We start from the raw sequence: 18,241 nt of genomic DNA, 5'->3' as shown, positions 1-18,241 counted from the left end.
TTGCTGTGAATGCTGCTAATTGCAGATAGCAAGTTATGGAGGTAAGAATCGTTGGAATTGTTTGAATTTATATTGCTGATGCTGGTGGCGGTCTCATTATCCAATTTAGTGAACCGGTTTATTCCTTCGCTCTCCGTACCTATTATTCAAATCGCGCTGGGAGTGTTGATTACTTGGCTGCCCTTGCACTATGAGCTGAAATTAAATCCGGAGCTATTCTTGCTGCTGTTCATTGCCCCTTTGCTGTTCAACGACGGCAGGCATGCAGACAAAGAAGCGCTGTGGAAGCTGAAGAAACCTATCCTTATGCTGGCGCTGGGTCTAGTGTTTGTAACGGTAGCCGTGATGGGTTATTTCCTGAATTGGCTGCTCCCAGTCATCCCGCTGGCGGCATCCTTTGCACTGGCAGCTGCTCTAGCACCGACGGATGCTGTGGCTGTGGGCGCACTGGAGCAGAAAGTAAAAATTCCCCATCAGACGATGCAGATTCTCGAAGGGGAATCTCTAATTAATGACGCGTCGGGGCTGGTCTCATTTCAGTTTGCCGTAGCGGCTATGGTCACGGGTATGTTCTCTTTCAAAACTGCCGGAGTCAGCTTTATTTCCATTTCACTTGGAGGGATAGTACTGGGACTGCTGCTCACGTTAGTGAAATATGGCGTGGTGAAATGGCTCCGGAAACTGGGAATGGAGAACGTCACCCTACACATGCTGATTGAGATTCTGACTCCCTTCTTGATATTTATGGCAGCTGAAGAGTTGGGGGTCAACGGAATCCTGGCCGTCGTCGCCGCGGGAATCGCCCATTCTTTCAATTACAAGAAAATGAATCCCGAAGTAGCTAAGCTGAGAGTTGTATCCAAAAGCACCTGGTCGGTCATTATATTTGTATTAAACGGACTGGTTTTCCTGCTGCTTGGCACGCAGCTTCCTGATATTATTCAGACGATTTGGATCAGCACAGAAATAGGGAATTTTGAAGTAATTGTGTACACACTGTTATTGACTGCGGCTGTACTCGGGCTGCGCCTCATCTGGGTGCTTCTGATGGATATATTCGTTGGACCTAAACCGCGCGACCCTTGGCAGATCAGATTCAAAAATGCGCTTATCCTCAGTCTATCGGGAGTCCGGGGAACGATCACACTGGCGAGTACGTTGTCCCTGCCGTTGTTTCTTGATGATGGCACAGCATTTCCGGCTAGAGATCTGATTATCTTCCTTGCGGCTGGGGTAATATTGTGGACATTGCTGGCCTCCAACTATTTGCTGCCGCTTCTATTAGGGAAGGAAACGCGAACAGAGCAGGAAGAGGAGGAGACTCAGGCCAAAATAGAGATTCTGACGAACGTTGTTACGGGATTAAACGAGCTGACCACAGACCAGAATCGGCTGGCAGCCGCCCAGATCATCAATACATATACTTCCAGAATTCGAACGCTCAGGAAGGATGAGAACAACGATAAGGCGCAGCGGACCATGGGGCTGTCTGTGTTGAAATGGGAGAGAGAGAACACGCTGCTTGTGCTTAAAAGGAAAGATGTGCATCCCTACACAGCGTACCGTTACCTTGGAAGGATAAACCAGCTGTTGTATATGCAGACAAGAGATGTCCGTTATAAAAAAGAGCTCTTCCCCATTAAGCAATGGGTTGAAATGTTCGGGGTGCTGAATCCCGTACGGTTAAGCTTCCGGGAAAGACGCGCCGAAATAACCAGGCTCAGAACTCAAAATACGGCTTATGTCATTAAGCAGCTTAATGCTCGTCTCGCAGAAGGCGGGCCGGATATGGAGACCGTCAGCTCGCTGATTCTGCAATATGAACGTACACTGCTGCGTCTGACCAGAAATGATTCAGACACCTACAGCCGACAAGAGTTCGACAGCTCGTTGGAGGAGATGGCCCGGATCGGTATTCAGCTGGAGAGAGACAACATTCAAGCCATGTTCGAGACAGGGCGGATCTCCAGACAGGGTATGAAGGAAATGAAGCGCGATATCCTCTTCATGGAGCATGATCTGCGGGAAGAGACGGGTTGAGAATGGTCCCAGATTGATGACCAATGAATTGGAATAGCAGAAGCACTCCGGAGAGAGGATTAGAGGTAGGGAGTGGATTCGATTTTGGTTGTGAAATCATCATCACCTATGCAAGGCTGCCAATTAACTTGGCAGCCTTTATTCATCTTCGCTTAGGAATACTTACCTACCATTTCAAGTAAATAATTTCGAAATTGTTCAACATAGGATTGGGGCTCTACGATCTGTAAATTTGTACCGAAACCTGCTAAAAATTGAAATCCAATACGGTTCTGAGGAACCTGGATTGTGGCCAGGAAAAGCTCAGCGCTGTACTCCTCAATACTCTTTCGACCGTATCTTTCAATGAACTGATCTTTTATGCTTGGGGAAATTAACGCTCTCAAAGTGACTAACTCCGGTTGATAACTGTCTTCATGCTTTTGATCTAACGAATCATCTCTTGGGTTAAATGTTTCTTTATCCAAATGGAGATCATCAATTCTGGATAATTTGAACGTTCTATATCTCATGCGATGCAAGCAAAACCCCTTTAGATACCAACTCGTTTCGCTAAAATGCAGCTGATAGGGCTCGACCGTTCTATTCGTTTTCAATCCATTTTTATCCATATAATTGAATGAAATAAGCCTTCTCGCTAATATCGCTTCTTGACACCTCTTCAAGGTTTGAACAATTTCAGACCGGCCCTCCCAATCATAAAATGACAGCTGGATTGAACTCTTCGGTGACAATGGGCTGACCATCGCTTCTATTTTCCTTATAGTCACTTCAACGTCTTCGCTAATTAGAATTTGTTCCAATCCGCCAAGCGCAGTTAGTATATTCTCCAAGTCTGAGCTGCTTAGAAGACGTTTATCAAATTTGTATTCATCCATAATACCGTAGCCACCATGAACACCATTGACAGAATAGATGGGGATGTTTGATAAACTCAGGGTTTCCATATCCCGAAGTATGGTTCTTTTGGAAACATTAAATAATTGTGCGAATTCTGTGGTGGGAACGACATCCTTTTTCAGCAAGATCATGATGATAGCTATCAATCTCTCAATCTTGTCCATATCTGCCCTCTATTTTCTTCTTGATAAGTAAATGGTGACATTAAGCTGTCACCTATTATGAATTATACTACATCCATAACAAGAAGGAGGTTTACTATATGTCAGCCATTGTATATTTGAACTTTGATGGGATTGCAGAACAAGCGATTGAATTTTATTCGGAGGCCTTAAATGCAACCGAGGTCAAAAAAGTGAAATTCAAGGATTTCCCACAAGATCCGAACTACCCTTTGCCGGAAAATGAGTTAAATATGATCATGGAGTCTTCCATACAGTTCGCAGGTGGGAAGATCATGATATCCGACATTCTACCTTCAATGAAGAGTGTAACGGGCGAGTTGGTTAAAGGCAACAATATACTGATCAGCATCGTTAATGAGGATAAGCAGACACTGGAAAATTACTTTTCTAATTTGTCTGTAGATGGTCATGTTATTATGCCGTTATCTAACATGCCTTGGTCTTCATGCTTTGGAATGCTGGTTGATAAGTTTGGAGTCTCCTGGAAGTTTAATGGGGACGCGGACAAGTTTCTTGATAACGTAATTTCGGGCAAATAATAACTCATTTTTGAAAAATGGTCTTGCAACTGAAGGCCATTTTTTTATATACCGAGGGGGCACGATTTATGAAAAACAGCTATACTTCGCTGATCTTTTTTCTGGCTTTAGGCGTATTTGGCATCATTACAACTGAAATGGGTGTGATCGGAGTTATTCCCCAACTCACCGAGAAATTTCAAATATCGGCTTCCCAGGCCGGCTACCTTGTCAGTGCATTTGCTTTAATCGTTGCCATCTCTGGCCCCTTCCTGACATTACTCGCTTCCGGAATGAATCGAAAAGCGATCTTACTATCCGCTATCCTGATGTTTGCTATCTCTAATTTGATGTATGCTTATACAACCAGGTTCGAAGTTATGCTGGCTTTCCGGATGGTTCCTGCGTTTTTTCATCCTGTCTTTTTTTCGATTGCGCTTGCGTCCGCTGCCAGCCTGGTTCCTCCCGAAAAGAGCGGTAAAGCGGTGACCCAGATTATGGCCGGCGTTACCGTTGGATTCGCTTTTGGCGTGCCGATTACAACCTATCTCTCTACAAAAATTTCGCTGGAGGCTGCTTTCCTGTTTGGAGCTATTGTGAGCGTTATTGCCTTTATAGGCATACTGTTCTGGCTGCCCTCAATGCCTGTTAAGGAACGAATGTCTTTTGGCAAGCAGCTTGGCATATTGAGCAGACCTCAGCTGTGGTTAACGATCTTGATCGTGACGATGATCTTTACAGCGATGAGTTCAGTTTATAGCTACTTTGCCGAATATCTCGGAGAAGTCACCCGTATGAACGGTACATGGATCAGTGTGATGTTGATGATCTTTGGCGTCACCATGATTGCAGGAAACTTCTTGTTTGGGTTCTTTCTGAACAAAAGCATGACAAAAACAGTCATTCTGTTTCCACTCATATATGCGGTCATTTACTTATTCACTTATTATTGGGGTGCTTATTTTTGGCCGATGGCGGTCATCGTATTTGTATGGGGAGCTGTGCATTCCGGCGGACTTATTCTTAGTCAAGCCTTATTGATGACTGACGCAAAAGAAGCTCCCGAATTCGGTAACAGCTTATTTGTTTCCTTTTCGAATGTTGGCATTACGGTTGGGACATGGATCGGCGGTTTGTTTATTTCCCGGCTGGGCACGCATCAGATCATCTGGAGTGGTATTATGCTTTTGTTGTTTGCTTTCATACTGATCATGATAAAAGCAGGAATTTCCAAACCACAAGTTGAGAAAGCAAGCATGGATTAACCGATATATGATAAATGTAGAAAGGAAATTTTTCATTGAATATGGAAATCGAACAATTAATTCCGGTAAAATCGAGAGAAGAGTTGAGGTTTTGGCTGCTGGAAAATAGTAAGACTGAAGAATCTTGCTGGGTCTTGGTTAGTATGACGCCCAAACCGGATACGCTCTTATATTTGGACGCAGTAGAGGAAGCGTTATGCTTTGGATGGATTGATGGAGTCAAGAAGAAGATATCTGATACGGAGTTGGCTCAGAGACTGTCCCCTCGAAGCAAAAAAAGTTCATGGACTGAATTAAATAAAGAACGTGTCCGCCGCCTCGAAAAGCTGGGGTTAATGACAGATGAGGGAAGAAGGGTTCTTCCTGATATGAATCCTGATTCTTTTCAAATCGATAAGGTGATAGAGCAAAGGCTGCAGGAGGATAAGCAGGTATATGCGAATTTCATGGCGTTTCCAGATCTATATAGAAGAATTCGCATCGACACGATACAGAGTTATAAGAATCAGCCGGAATTATTTAAGAGCAGGTTAGACAAGTTCATTACCAACACAAGAGATAACAAGATGTACGGCCAGTGGAACGATCACGGACGTCTGCTAGATTATTAATCATTGCGAGGTGATCTTCAGCGTGGAGCCGAATAGCTTAAGCTTGGAATGGATTGGATCAGAACAGACATATCTCGATTCGCCATCAGTAGAGAAACTTCAACACATAACAGTCGGCAGATATGGCGGGAACACCGGGAGTGGGGTACATAAGAATGAGGATGGTTTGCTAGTATGGCAAAGTAGTTCATGGGAGTTTGCAGCGCTCATTGATGCGCATTCCTCGTGGGATAGTGCAGAACTGATCATTGCCACTCTAAAGGACAAGGAAACTTCGATTAAGGAAATTCTCAATTCGAAAATAGATGTTTTGTTTGACCCTATTCAGCAATTCCTGCTGCAACTATTTAAATCGGAGGAGTTTAAAAGTCAATGTCGTGCTCTGAAGGGGGAAGCCTCATGCTTAATCTGTATTCGAAAAGAGAACGTTCTTTGGTGGTTCTCCGTCGGAGATTGTCAGCTGTATCTAATTCATGATGAATTAGAGAAGTGGGGGCAGGTGAGTTTAAACCAAAGAAATTTTTACGAATGGATAGGTAAAGTCAATACGTTCGATAAGGCAGTCCCCTGTTACTCCCAAAGGTATTACAAGTTATTGAATACAAAAGCGAAACTTCACCGAAGAAATAACAAATAAGCGCAACTCAGAACGATGACCCGTAAGATGGACATGACAAAGTGTCTATCCTACAGGTTCGTAGGAAGGAGATTACTGACTCGATCTTCATGAATATTAATGATTATTGTTCATTCTAAAAGACCTGTAGAAAGCACGAATATCCTGAGCTAAAGGCTCGGGCTCTTCCATAGCAGTAAAATGTCCGCCGCTTGGGAGCGAAGTCCAGCGAACTATATTTAGATTACGCGCAGCCCATTCTTTGGGCGGCAACAAGATATCCGCAGGGAACAATGCGACGGCTGTTGGTACCTCTATATAGTCCAAGGGCGGTAAAGAGCGGGAATTCTCATAGTACATTCGCGCCGATGATCCAAACGTGTTCGTAACCCAATAAATCATAATATGCGTGATTAGTTCATCCTCATTGAATCTACGCTGCAAATTGCCATTACAATCACTCCACGCGCGGTATTTTTCAATGATCCAGCCAGCCAATCCTGCCGGTGAATCGGAAAGTCCATAAGCAAGGCTTTGGGGCCGTGTAGATTGAAGGGACATATAACCTCCTTCTTGCGCAATCCATTCCGAAGCGTTCTTCTTGTATTGCAGTTCATCCTCGGAAAGATTTGCCTGATCAGATGAAGTCAGGAGGTTTCTTATAATGCCGATATCGGTCAGGTGAATTCCGAATACCAATTCTGGATGGTTTGATGCCAGGTATCTTGTAACACCGGAACCAATATCCCCACCTGCGGCAGCAAATCTTTTGTAGCCTAATTCTTCTGTCATTAGCTTGGCCCACATTTCAGAGACGTGATAATTGTTAACCCCAGGTTGTTTGGGGGGACTTGAGAATCCAAATCCAGGTAATGAAGGAACTATCACGTCAAAAGAATCCTCGGGGCTACCTCCGTAGCTGGCCGGATCCGTAAGCAGGGGGATAATCTTTTGGTAGCGAAGGTAACTGTCGGGCCATCCGTGGGTAAGAATAATAGGCAATGGGTTTGGTCCTTTACCACGCTCATGTACAAAGTGTACATCTATGCCATCGATATTGCAGCGAAACTGGGACAAGCGGTTTAACTTGGATTCTTGGGCGCGCCAATCATAATGGTCCTTCCAATACGAAACGAGCGACTTTAAGTAACTTAATTCTGTGCCTTGTTCCCATTCCGCATTCTCTACTTGATCCGGCCAACGAATGTGATGCAGTCTGTATTTGAGATCGTCAAGAATATCATCGGAAACATGAATATGAAAACGTTCAATAGGCATCGTAGTTTCCCTCCTTTTGGTGTTACATCGCCATTATATCTTGGACACATGTGTGATACACTGGCATAAGTGAAGCATCTAACTATAAGATTTGATAGGTGATGGCTATGCCACAAATAGACCGGTACAAAGGCCGACCCGTTAATATTGAATTTACCGCAGTGGAGGATTTTAGAGTCCTTCCTTATCCTGAACGTCTCACTCTTGTTCTCATTACGACAGGAAGCATAAACGGAACATTAAACGAACGACCTATATCCATTTCCGCTCCCGGTTTTCTTTGCTTGGCCGAAGATGATGATCTCATAATAATGGAGAAACAAGACGTTGCCGCACAGTCCTTTCGTTTTCATCCCGATTTTCTGAACACCATATCCCTTTCCGAAACGGAGGACTACTTGGCGGCAGGTCTGAGAATACGAACAGGTCTTTCACTTTTTCAAAGAGATGATCCTTATTTAGCTGTGCCCCGTATCACAGAGAAAGCATACCCGCTTTTATTTGAATGGTTTTTTATATTAGGTACGGAAGTGCAGGCACAAAGTGATGCGCGGTGGGTATGCAGAATAAAAAAGTACCTCATTCAAATATTGGGTTTGCTGGAGGATTTGCATCGGAATAGCGAACAATCACCGGTTGATACGGTGCTGGAATATATACACACGAACTATTCCAGAAAGATATTTTTGCAGGATCTGACAAATTGCGCTCATTTAAACCGTGTAACTCTTAATAAGCTGTTTCAGGAACGATGCGGAAACACAGCAATGGGTTACCTGCTTTCACATCGTTTGAAAGTTGCATGTGAACTGTTAACTCACACTGGCATGAAGCTTGATGAAATTGCATGCGCTACCGGATTTGAGTATGATACATACTTGATCAAGCAATTTACGGCTAAAAAAGGGATTTCACCTACAACGTTTAGGAATATCAGCCGTAAGTCCGCCGCGGCCCAATAGAATTCATAAGGTTATGGGGAATACAAGGTCAATTTAATTTTGGAGGATATTTATGAATCAACGCTTTCGAATTACGAGATCCATGCAGCCAAACGCTAGTGATCCAGAGATTTCATTGGAAGAATGCCAAGTTTATTTCTCATCCAAGGCTGATTTTACTTATCAGACGGTGCTGATCATGAAAGGGGAGGAGAGCACCATGTCTATAGAAGGGGATTTCTTTATGTGGAAGCATGGGGAAGCCCTTATTCCATTTAGACACTATATGGGGGATTTGTATGTAGCCGTCTCCCATCAAGAAATCGTACCCCTCATGATCGAAATTGCAACAGACCTTCGGGCAGATATTGTGGAAGGGTAGATCCAGCGATCTCAAATTTGGATAACCTCAACTGAAAGTTAAATGACAAACAAGGCCTCTCCCTTAAAGACACATGAAGGGAGAGGCCTTGTATGCCTCTGTCTGCAAACCTTATTTAGAAATGTTCTTTCTTCTTAATAAACGTCTGTCCGCTAAATAAAGAACGAACAGGGACAACATGCCGACACCGATCGGAATGCCGAACGCTTCGTATGAAAAAGGGGCTCCTTCAAGTTTAAAGTGACTTGTGGCCCGGTACTCAAGCCGCTTGGCGGCGAATTTCGCCGTCAGAATGTCTTCCTGTCTGGCCAGATCTTCAAACGCTGGTTCCATCGCGAATCGCTCGGGTGAGTCGGTGTGCAGGTAAACCTGTTCAGCCGCACCACCGTTTTCGGTCCAGTTTTGTAAATCACCCGCAGCGACCGTCTTCACGTTCGGGCCAACGAAAATCATTCTGTCGAGTTTAGGGGCATTTGAAATTTGATATCGGGCAACAAGATTCAGACCGTGCCGGGTCACGACCGGATCGCGTTTACTTGATATCGTTATTGTTGTCGTTGTTCCGGAAGCTCCATAAGTGTCAAAAGCTGAGGATAACATGAGTTCGTCCGCACCGTTATATAACAAGATTCCGTCTTTCTTCTTGCTCCATTGAAATGCATTGTTCAGAATATAAACGACATCGCTCAATCCGGCAGTGAACGGCTCCATTTGCGGATGCTGAACAAAATGGTACGAAGGATAATTCATTTCCTTTGCCACTTTCTTAGCAGTCGGCTCGCCCATTTGCCGGGAGATGACGTATAGGGTTGCATCGATTCCCGAGGTCAGGCCTGCAGATGAGACCAAATTGCCGTCAGCCACGTAACGCTGGTCTCTCTTCCAAGTAACCTCGGTATATTTCTTTTCCAACCTGCCGATATCTCCCCAATGCGTTGCTGCAGATTTTCCATCCAGTACCCCGGTGTCAGCCAGGTTCTCGGCACCATTACAGATGGACAGTAATGTCGTTTCCTTACCTGAGTGTTTCCTTATCCAATCGCGGACAGGCTTGTATTTCGCTTCATCCAAAACCGGCATGTAAGGAATGACAATAATATCCGGACCTTTGCCCGTCAATTGATCTAATTCATCAAAAGTATAATGAGGCACAATATCAAGACCACCTGTCAACGATTTGACGTTTTTGTCGGGCGCAGCCGCAAACACATTGTATGAGCCGGTCATAGAGAACATTTCGTACGGTACGAGAAAATCGAACACCTCGGTCACCTCATTCGCCAACATAACGGCTACTGTAGGCTTATTGGAATCATATGCAGGAGCCTGGACATTTTGTATAGAAGCAGGAACCGGCTTATCGTAAACCGACATAGACTCCTGCATCGTACTCATGTAACCTATCCCTCCGGTTCCTCCTACTACCAGGATCGTAATGCACACGTATACGACGAAACGCCATACTTTTTTCAAATTCAACCTCTCCTTTAATAAGTAAGTAAATATTTGTTATTAACTTTCTCAATTAAAGGATAATAGGAAAAGGTAACTGTAAAAACCATCCGAAGGCGGTTATTTCCCCAGACTTAAGTCCAGTCTCTGTTTATATCCAAATATCGGCATGTCGCTACTTTATCATCATAGCTGACTGAATCTTTTCTGAATATGACTCGATGGGGCTATTCAAGCAACCATTACTATTTCGGAATATCAGGAAAACTGGAACAAAGAGTGCAAAAAGGGCTTAATCCTTTGCCGGTTTATAAAATATGAGCCGAGTATGCAAAACAAGGGCACTCCAAAGTGCCCTTGCTTTCGGTTCTATATATGATTCAGTCTGATTAACCTATTGCTGCGAACCGTTCAACCATACGGATTTGATCGATAAAGAATCCGAAATATTAGTGGTCGGATCACCATCTACAAGAATAAGATCAGCGCGAGCACCTTCGATAATACGGCCGCGATCGTGAAGACCAAAGCAGCGGGCCGGTTTGGAAGTAGCCGACTGAAGAGCTTCGATCGGAGAGAACCCAGCCTTCACCAGCAGTTGCATTTCATGGTGGACACTGGCCCCATGAGCAAGGCCGCCAAGGTTCGGAACGGGAACCGGCGCGACATCGGTCCCTACCAGAATATCTACTCCGGCATGGTGAAGGTCCATCACATTCTTAAAGCTGTTCTCCATATTGCCTTGTGGGAACGTATTGAAGCTTGAGTTCAAAATATCGATCCAATCCGGACTTAATTTGGAATGAACACGCGGATCTTTCGCCAGTTCCGATGCCGGATTTCCTATAATTGATGAATTCAGCACCAAGCAAGGTGTGACAAAAGCGCCTGAAGCCGCTATGGATTTCACTAGCTCGGACGTGTACTCGGGTCTGTCGATAAACAAGTGGCCCAAACCATCGACTCCAAATTCGATGGCTTCCTGTGAGGAAAGAGCCGTCAAGACGTGGGCAATGACCAGCTTATCGAACTTATGGGCTTCTGTCACGGCTGTTTTTAGAATCTCGTCGCTTAGTACAGGCAGGCCGGGTGCACCCATAACTGTCCCTTCTTCAATCATGATCTTAATATAGTCGGCACCATTCTCTACCTGGGTATGCACATGCTTAATCGCTTCTTGCACCGACGTCACATGCGGTATTTCTTCGTGATCGTGAGCGTATGCGGCCAGCATCGCCTCCCGGTCTTCCGCTGATAGCTTCTCAAGTTCCTTTAAGACGAATTCCGGTATTTCATCTCCATCCGGGAGTAATTCATCTGGGTGTCCGCCCGGAGCGGTGATCGCTGTCCCGGCAGAACGGACATCAGCGGCGTCATACACATTTTTCAACTGAATCTCGCGACCTCTTTTAGTAAAATCACCGTTCATTTCAAGTTCTGTTGTAACGCCGAATTTTAAGGCATCTCGTAATCCGCCGATTGAGGTGTGGACATGTGCATCAATCAGACCAGGCATTAGAGTCGCCTTTTCACCATCGATAATCGTTGCATCGGCCGGAAGGTCTCCGCCCACCGAAACAATGGATGTCCCTTTAATAACTACATGTCTGGGCGCAATAATCTGTTCTCCATCAAAGATACGTACATTTGTAATCACCGTAATTTGTTCTAACGCAGCATTCTGAGTTAACTTCTCCATATTAAATTCCTCCCAAGTGTTAGTTGATCAACAATTCGTAGCATAACTATTAGATATCTAACTGTCAATAACCTAATATTATTTTGACAACCTTATAGGATCACTGTATAGTTTACTTGTTTACAATTAGATTCCTAACAATTTGGGGAGGGAACGGTCATGCAATCCCGAAAGGACACACCTTATCTGGATTTGTTTCAGATTATCGGCCTTAAGTTAAAGAAAAGAGCGGACGAGAGTATAAAAGAGCTGGGGTTAAACGCTCAGCAGGGCAAAGTAATCGACTATATTTACAGGAACCAAGACAATGATATCATTCAAAAGGACCTTGCAGACCGGTTTCATCTGCGTGGGGCCAGCATTACTAGCATGCTTCAAAGTCTAGAGCAAAAAGGGTTTATCGAGCGCAAAATCCCAGCCAACAACGAACGGCAGAAAAATATATATGTATTGCCTAAAGCGATTGAACTGATTGAAGACTTTCAAGATTCATTCCAAAAGGTGGAGGAAGAGATCGTTCAAGCCCTTACCGACGAGGAGAAGCAAGTCTTAAAGAATTTGTTGGTCAAAATCAATGAGCGCATATAAAAAAGACGATTCCTTATGAATTGAAACATAAGGAATTCTCCTTTTATTCCAAAACTTGCTATTGTTATAGAGTTTGATTATACTTTTAGCCACTATAGAATCGCCTATTCCAACCTAGGAGGGATTTAAGTTCGATGAATTTAGCTGTCAATTTGCTGCAAAAATTCAAGGACCGCGATACTCAGAAAAGGCTGAAAGTCTATCAGGACAAAGTGGAGCTGATCAGGAAACGGAATTTGGAAGCATGGGATGACGGGCAGCTTCAAGCGGAATCCCTCCGGCTGCAAAAAGAAGCAAAGTCGGGTATACCTTTGGATGAGCTGCTTATTGATGCTTATGCGTTAGTCTGCGAGGCAGCGAAAAGAAAGCTCGGATTACAGCCTTATGATGTCCAGATCATGGCTGCCATCGCTCTGCACGACCGAATGTTGATCGAGCAGCATACCGGTGAAGGAAAAACACTCTCTGCTGTGATGCCCGCTTATCTAAATGCACTGACCGGCAAAGGCGTTCATGTGTTGACGTTTAACGATTATTTGGCAAACCGGGATGCAAAGTGGATGGGGCCGATCTATCGCTTCCTCGGGTTAACAGTAAACTCGGTTCAAGCGGGCATGAGCCTATCCGAGAAACGGGAAGCGTACGCCTCAGATATAACTTATGTTACGGCCAAAGAGTCGGGTTTCGATTATTTGCGCGACTCAATCGCCTTGACCGAAGCCGATACTGTGCATCGTCCTTTCCACTACGTCATCGTTGACGAAGCAGATTCACTGCTTCTCGATGAAGCTAGGGTTCCGCTGGTCATCACCGGCGAGTCGGACACTACCAGCGAGGATCGGATTCGTTTCGCAGAAGTGGCTCGGCAGCTTGTGGAAGAGGAGTATTACGACTTCGACGAGTTCCAGCGGAACGTGTACTTGAATGAAGCAGGCTCAGCGGAAGCGGAGGGGCTGCTGGGATGCGGCAATTTGTATGATAGCCATAATAGTCATTTGTTAACCTCATTAAACTGCGCGCTGCACGTGGAATTGCTGCTAAAAAAAGACGTCGATTACATCGTCCGGGACGGTAAAATTGAGCTGATCGAAGAATATACCGGGCGCGTGGCGGAGAACAGATATTTGCCGGAGGGGCTGCAAGCCGCGCTTGCGGCCAAAGAAGGACTGCAGTCTTTAGCCGGCGGGAAAATCCTCGGCACGATCACCCTTCAGCACTTCATAAGTCTGTATCCGAAAATTTGCGGAATGACGGCTACCGCGCACGCTTCCGCAATGGAATTCGAAGCTATCTATCAGCTTCAGGTCGTACAAATCCCACCGAACCGGCCAAACATACGGATTGACCATCCGCATCGGATTTATACTCATAAAGAAGCAAAACTTAAAGCGTTAGTACAAGAAATATCCTCTGTGCACGCAACGGGGCGTCCAATTCTCATTGGGACGTCAAGCGTTGAGGAGTCTGGCATGCTGGCGGAAGCGCTAGCCGTTATAGGCGTGCCCTGCCACGTTTTGAATGCGAAAAACGATGCAGAGGAAGCTGTGATCATCGCCAAAGCGGGAGAAATCGGTGCCGTAACGGTGTCTACGAATATGGCGGGACGGGGTGTGGACATTCGGCTCGGTGGCGGCGACCGCACGCAAGCTGAACTTGTCACCAAACTGGGCGGGTTGTACGTGATTGGCACACATGTGAACGAAAGCGTGCGGATCGACGACCAGCTTCGCGGGCGTTCTGGCCGCCAAGGCGACCCGGGAGCTTCCATATTCTTCGTAAGCTTGGAGGACGAGTTGCTGCTTCGGTTCGGCATCAATAAAGCGTTTCGCGCTCCAAGGCAGGATGAGGCTCTCGAAGAGCCCGTGCTCCGCAGCAAGATCGCGCATATTCAGCGCGTTATTATGGGCCAAAACTTCGATATCCAACAGGAACTGAACTGTTATTCGGATATGGTGGAAGATCAGAGGCGAATTCTATACGCGGAGCGTCTCAGAATTTTGAAAGGCGAGAAGCCGATGAGCCCTTCAGAGCAGCGGGTACGGCTTTTTTATATCGACGAGTTCTGGGCTGACCACCTGGCATACGTTTCTTACCTTCGCGAAGGCATCCACTTGGAGAGCCTTGCCAGCCGCAATCCAATCGACGAATTTCATGCGCAAATTACCCAAGCGTACGAGCAAATTCCAGCTAAAATAAATAGCGAGACGGCAAAAATGCTTGTAAAGCTTGGAGGTTCGAATGATCCCGCGGAGTGGGAAAAGTTCGGTCTGAAGAGCCCTTCTTCCACTCGAACATATATTATCAACGATCAGTACATCCAGAATAAGCGCAGCTCGTGGGGCGCAATGACCGTATTTGCTTTTTGGATTCGCAAGACTTTGCAGCCGGTGTTCGGATGGTCAAAACTTTGAACGGGACAGTCAAAAATGGTCTGGTAAATTTATAACGATAAGAAGATCAAATTTAAGGCTTACGATACAAGAGCAGATTGCTTCGGCAGCTGCTTTTTTTCTTTATCCAATTTCTTATTTTACAGATTCAATTTCAATGAACAGTATGAGAGTAGGAGAGCAACGTGTTAGAAATGGATTAGTAAATAGTTAGGAAGATAGCGAGGCAGAGTCTAGTTATTAGGTCTAGGCTGTGTGTTATAATGGTAGAAATGACCACCAAAGTGATGAGAATAATGGAGGAATGTGATGAAAAACGTAAGTCATAAGTACCTGCTAAGCCGGATCATGACGATGATCGGCCTAGCTGTGTTCGTGCTTTTACCGGTGATAACAGCCGCCGGAAGCAAGGCTAGTGCAGCCGGAAACGCCGATTTATCGGAAGTCTTCAGGGGAGAAATTTATACAACTGCGTTCGACCCAGGTATAACCAGCTACACGGCTTATTTAGGCAGTTCAACGGATAATTACTATTCCGCTTTTAAGACGGCCGACCCCAGTGCAACCATGCAGTATTCGTTAAACGGCGGAGGCTGGGTAAATCTACTCTCTTGGACGTCAACAGGCAATCTTGGCATCCAATACGGTCATAATACATTCGACCTCAAGGTCACTTCATCGGACTCTGCGACAACGAAGACATACCGGTTCAATCTGAACCGTGCCTTTCCGAATGATTCATCATTAAGAGGGTTGGTTGTATCTTCAGGAACTTTAAATCCCGGATTTGCACCCGGGACGATGGAATACACGATGGATGTATCTTATACGACGAATAGTCTTTCATTGACGCCGATTTTAGGCGACAGTTCGGCTGCGGTGACCGTCAATCATGCGAGCACAGCAAGCGGTGCTCCTTATGGACCGATAGCACTGGAGGTCGGCTCCAATACAATTCAAGTGAACGTTACATCGGCGGATGCCTCGAAGAGCAGCTTGTACCAGATTGTTGTCAACCGTGCCAAATCAAGCAATGCTGACTTAAGCGGATTGACACTGGATCAAGGTGCGGTATTGTCACCGGAATTTGCAAGTGGTAAGACAAGTTATACCGCAAATGTTGCAAATGTGGTCCATAGCATAAACGTGTCACCATCTTTGGCAGACAGTAACGCCACCGTGACGGTGAATGGCAGCGTGGTCACCAGCGGCGCTCCCACGGCGGTGAATCTGAACGTGGGCGCGAACGAAATCAAGCTGGTGGTAACAGCCCAGGACGGCAGCACGAAAACCTACACCTTGACCGTCACTCGTGCCGCATCGAGCAACGCAGCCTTAGACAATATCTCGATTGATCAAGGCTCGCTTACGCCAGCGTTCACACCGACGAATCTGAATTATTCGGTCGCTTTGCCGAATACAGCCAGCAATCTGAATCTCTTATTAACAAAATCCGATTTAAACGAGACCCTCTCGGTATCCGGAGCGGTATATCATTCTGAATCGGGCAGTGTGGTTACCTATAATGCAAGCTTGAGAGCTGGCGAGAATCCGATTCGGATTGTAGTGACTGCACAAGACGGCTCGCTAAACACGTATAACATCAACGTAACCCGGGAGAGCCTGGCGAGCAATGCCGACCTAAGCGGATTGTCACTATCGGAAGGAGAGCTAAGTCCGGCCTTCTCCTCTAGTAAGTCGAGCTACACTTCCTATGTACCATACCGGGTCTCCAGCCTATCGGTAACGGCGAGTGTCTATGAGCCCCATGCTTCGGTAAAGGTAAATGGAGAAAAAGTCGACAGTGGACAAGCAAGTAGAGCACTTCATCTAGACGTAGGGATGAATTTGATCCAGGTGATTGTAACCGCTCAAGATGCTACAACCAAAACGTATTCGATTGCAGTAACAAGGGCATCCGATTCATCGGGTTCTTCATCTTCTGGTTCACCGACCGTTTCTACCGTTAATGAGGTTCCCCCTGTAGCGAGCGCCAGCTGGGAGCTTACTATCAATGGCACCCAGCAGAAAGATGCGGCTAAAGTAACCACCACGAACCTAAACAATCAAACTGTCCTTACGGCTGAACTGGATAAATCTAAATTAGATTCCATAGTGGGACATAAGGGGACCATCGTTCTCCGTATCACCTCAACCGTAGATCGCGTAGACTCCGTGTTATCAGGCGAAGCCGTGAAGCTTCTAGAGAATAAGCAGGCTGCACTGGAAATCCAGACACCGAATGGAAACTATATGCTGTCGGCATCCGAGCTATTGATCGACTCATTATCTAAGCAATGGGGCGGGCAAACCGAGCTGAAGGATATCACCGTACATGTGAGCATTTCGAAAAGCAATACAAACATGGTCCGACTCATGGAGGAAACAGCTGGCAAGGAGAGTTTTACTGTTGTCGCACCTCCGGTGGATTTTGCGGTTACCGCTTCATACAATAATCAGACCGTAAATGTTGATAAATTCAGCTCCTACGTGGAACGAGAAATCCCGATTCCGAATGGAGTGGGCACGAGCAAGATTACAACAGCCATTGTTCTCAATGAAAATGGAACGACCCGTCATATCCCAACTTATGTTACTTCTCACGATGGAAGATCCTATGCTGTCGTAAAAAGTTTAACCAACAGCACGTATGCCTTGATCTGGCATCCGGCAGCTTTTACAGATGTCGAGGGACATTGGGCTCAAAGTGCAGTAAACGACATGGGTTCACGGATGATTGTTACCGGTGAGGATTCGTCCCATTATCGACCGGATGCGACCATCACGCGGGCAGAGTTCACTGCCATTGTAGTGAGGGCTTTGGGATTACCTGATAATGGCTCAATCTCTCCATTCGGAGACGTGAAGAGCGGCGATTGGTTTGTCGGGGCAGTGGCTCAAGCCAAGGGATACGGTATGATCAACGGTTATGAAGACGGAACATTCCGTCCGTTGCAGACGATCTCCCGCCAGGAAGCGATGGTCATGATCGAGCGAGCGATGAAGATAATGGGAATGACAACGAAGGTAGATGGCCCTGAGGGGGATACTTTGCTTCAGCCATTTTCCGACAGGGCAGCAGTAGATGGGTGGGCCAAAGCAGCGGTCGCAGCCGTAATCAAAAATGGAATTGTTGATGGGGCCAGTGCCGCGCTGCTTCCAAAGAAGGAAATTACCCGAGCGGAGACTGCCGCTATCGTGCAGCGCATGTTAGAAAAGGCGAACTTCATCAATTGAATCTTGGAATTTTCATAATGGTTCAGGACGGGACGAAGAGTTCCGTCCTCTTTTTTGTGCATGGCGGTGCAATCGGGAAGGGGACCTTTATTCATGCTCCGTTCATATTGCATTCATTAAGAGGACATCTTGGTTGGCT

14 protein-coding genes are annotated in these 18,241 nt (G+C 45.8%); 10 read left to right on the top strand and 4 right to left on the bottom strand.

The window, feature by feature from the left end; genetic code table 11:
- The first annotated feature begins 51 nt into the window (after positions 1-51).
- Positions 52-2,040 carry a Na+/H+ antiporter gene (locus KJS63_RS17065; protein WP_213620210.1) on the top strand — a complete coding sequence of 663 codons (1,989 nt, stop codon included), beginning with the start codon at positions 52-54 and terminating at the stop codon, positions 2,038-2,040.
- Positions 2,041-2,192: 152 nt separating this feature from the next.
- Here the strand turns inward: KJS63_RS17065 and KJS63_RS17060 are convergent, their stop codons facing one another.
- On the bottom strand, positions 2,193-3,104 hold the full coding sequence (locus tag KJS63_RS17060) for a helix-turn-helix transcriptional regulator (RefSeq protein ID WP_213620209.1): 912 nt from the start codon (positions 3,102-3,104) through the stop codon (positions 2,193-2,195).
- Between the two features lie 98 nt (positions 3,105-3,202).
- On the opposite strand from KJS63_RS17060, the gene KJS63_RS17055 reads away from it, so the two are divergent.
- From KJS63_RS17055 to KJS63_RS17040, 4 genes are all read left to right on the top strand, one after another.
- Positions 3,203-3,664 (top strand): VOC family protein, encoded by a 462-nt coding sequence (locus KJS63_RS17055; protein WP_213620208.1) that lies wholly within the window; start codon positions 3,203-3,205, stop codon positions 3,662-3,664.
- Positions 3,665-3,732: 68 nt separating this feature from the next.
- The gene (locus KJS63_RS17050; protein WP_213620207.1) at positions 3,733-4,908 is read left to right on the top strand and encodes an MFS transporter; all 1,176 of its coding nucleotides are present in this window, start codon (positions 3,733-3,735) and stop codon (positions 4,906-4,908) included.
- 41 nt (positions 4,909-4,949) lie between these two features.
- A complete protein-coding gene (locus KJS63_RS17045; protein WP_213620454.1) occupies positions 4,950-5,519 on the top strand; it encodes a YdeI/OmpD-associated family protein in 570 nt (189 codons plus the stop codon).
- A gap of 22 nt (positions 5,520-5,541) precedes the next feature.
- Entirely contained in the window at positions 5,542-6,156 is a 615-nt protein-coding gene (locus tag KJS63_RS17040; RefSeq protein WP_213620206.1) for a PP2C family serine/threonine-protein phosphatase, read from the top strand.
- Between the two features lie 96 nt (positions 6,157-6,252).
- On the opposite strand, the gene KJS63_RS17035 is transcribed toward KJS63_RS17040, so the two are convergent.
- Positions 6,253-7,413 carry an epoxide hydrolase family protein gene (locus KJS63_RS17035; protein WP_213620205.1) on the bottom strand — a complete coding sequence of 387 codons (1,161 nt, stop codon included), beginning with the start codon at positions 7,411-7,413 and terminating at the stop codon, positions 6,253-6,255.
- A gap of 107 nt (positions 7,414-7,520) precedes the next feature.
- Between KJS63_RS17035 and KJS63_RS17030 the strand changes: the two genes are divergently transcribed.
- Positions 7,521-8,375, top strand: a complete 855-nt coding sequence (locus KJS63_RS17030) for an AraC family transcriptional regulator (RefSeq protein WP_213620204.1) — start codon at positions 7,521-7,523, stop codon at positions 8,373-8,375.
- Positions 8,376-8,427: 52 nt separating this feature from the next.
- Positions 8,428-8,736 carry a hypothetical protein gene (locus KJS63_RS17025; RefSeq protein ID WP_213620203.1) on the top strand — a complete coding sequence of 103 codons (309 nt, stop codon included), beginning with the start codon at positions 8,428-8,430 and terminating at the stop codon, positions 8,734-8,736.
- 111 nt (positions 8,737-8,847) lie between these two features.
- Here KJS63_RS17025 and KJS63_RS17020 read toward each other — a convergent pair whose 3' ends face one another.
- Complete coding sequence (locus KJS63_RS17020; RefSeq protein ID WP_213620202.1) at positions 8,848-10,209, bottom strand: DJ-1/PfpI family protein; 1,362 nt, start codon at positions 10,207-10,209, stop codon at positions 8,848-8,850.
- Between the two features lie 373 nt (positions 10,210-10,582).
- Positions 10,583-11,887: an amidohydrolase family protein gene (locus tag KJS63_RS17015; RefSeq protein WP_213620201.1), complete on the bottom strand. Its 1,305-nt coding sequence runs from the start codon at positions 11,885-11,887 to the stop codon at positions 10,583-10,585.
- Positions 11,888-12,046: 159 nt separating this feature from the next.
- Here KJS63_RS17015 and KJS63_RS17010 point away from each other — a divergent pair, with 159 nt between their 5' ends.
- The 3 genes from KJS63_RS17010 (at position 12,047) to KJS63_RS17000 (ending at position 18,102) form a co-directional block, all read left to right on the top strand.
- Complete coding sequence (locus tag KJS63_RS17010; protein WP_213620200.1) at positions 12,047-12,475, top strand: MarR family winged helix-turn-helix transcriptional regulator; 429 nt, start codon at positions 12,047-12,049, stop codon at positions 12,473-12,475.
- A 134-nt stretch (positions 12,476-12,609) separates the two neighbouring features.
- The gene (locus KJS63_RS17005; protein WP_213620199.1) at positions 12,610-14,886 is read left to right on the top strand and encodes a preprotein translocase subunit SecA; all 2,277 of its coding nucleotides are present in this window, start codon (positions 12,610-12,612) and stop codon (positions 14,884-14,886) included.
- Positions 14,887-15,174: 288 nt separating this feature from the next.
- Positions 15,175-18,102 (top strand): cadherin-like beta sandwich domain-containing protein, encoded by a 2,928-nt coding sequence (locus tag KJS63_RS17000; protein ID WP_213620198.1) that lies wholly within the window; start codon positions 15,175-15,177, stop codon positions 18,100-18,102.
- Positions 18,103-18,241: the final 139 nt, after the last annotated feature.

The organism is Paenibacillus sp. J22TS3 (genome assembly GCF_018403205.1).
In the GTDB taxonomy this organism is placed as follows: domain Bacteria; phylum Bacillota; class Bacilli; order Paenibacillales; family Paenibacillaceae; genus Fontibacillus; species Fontibacillus tuaregi.
Note: the sequence above shows the minus strand (reverse complement) of the source record. Positions and strands in the feature narration are given on the sequence as shown.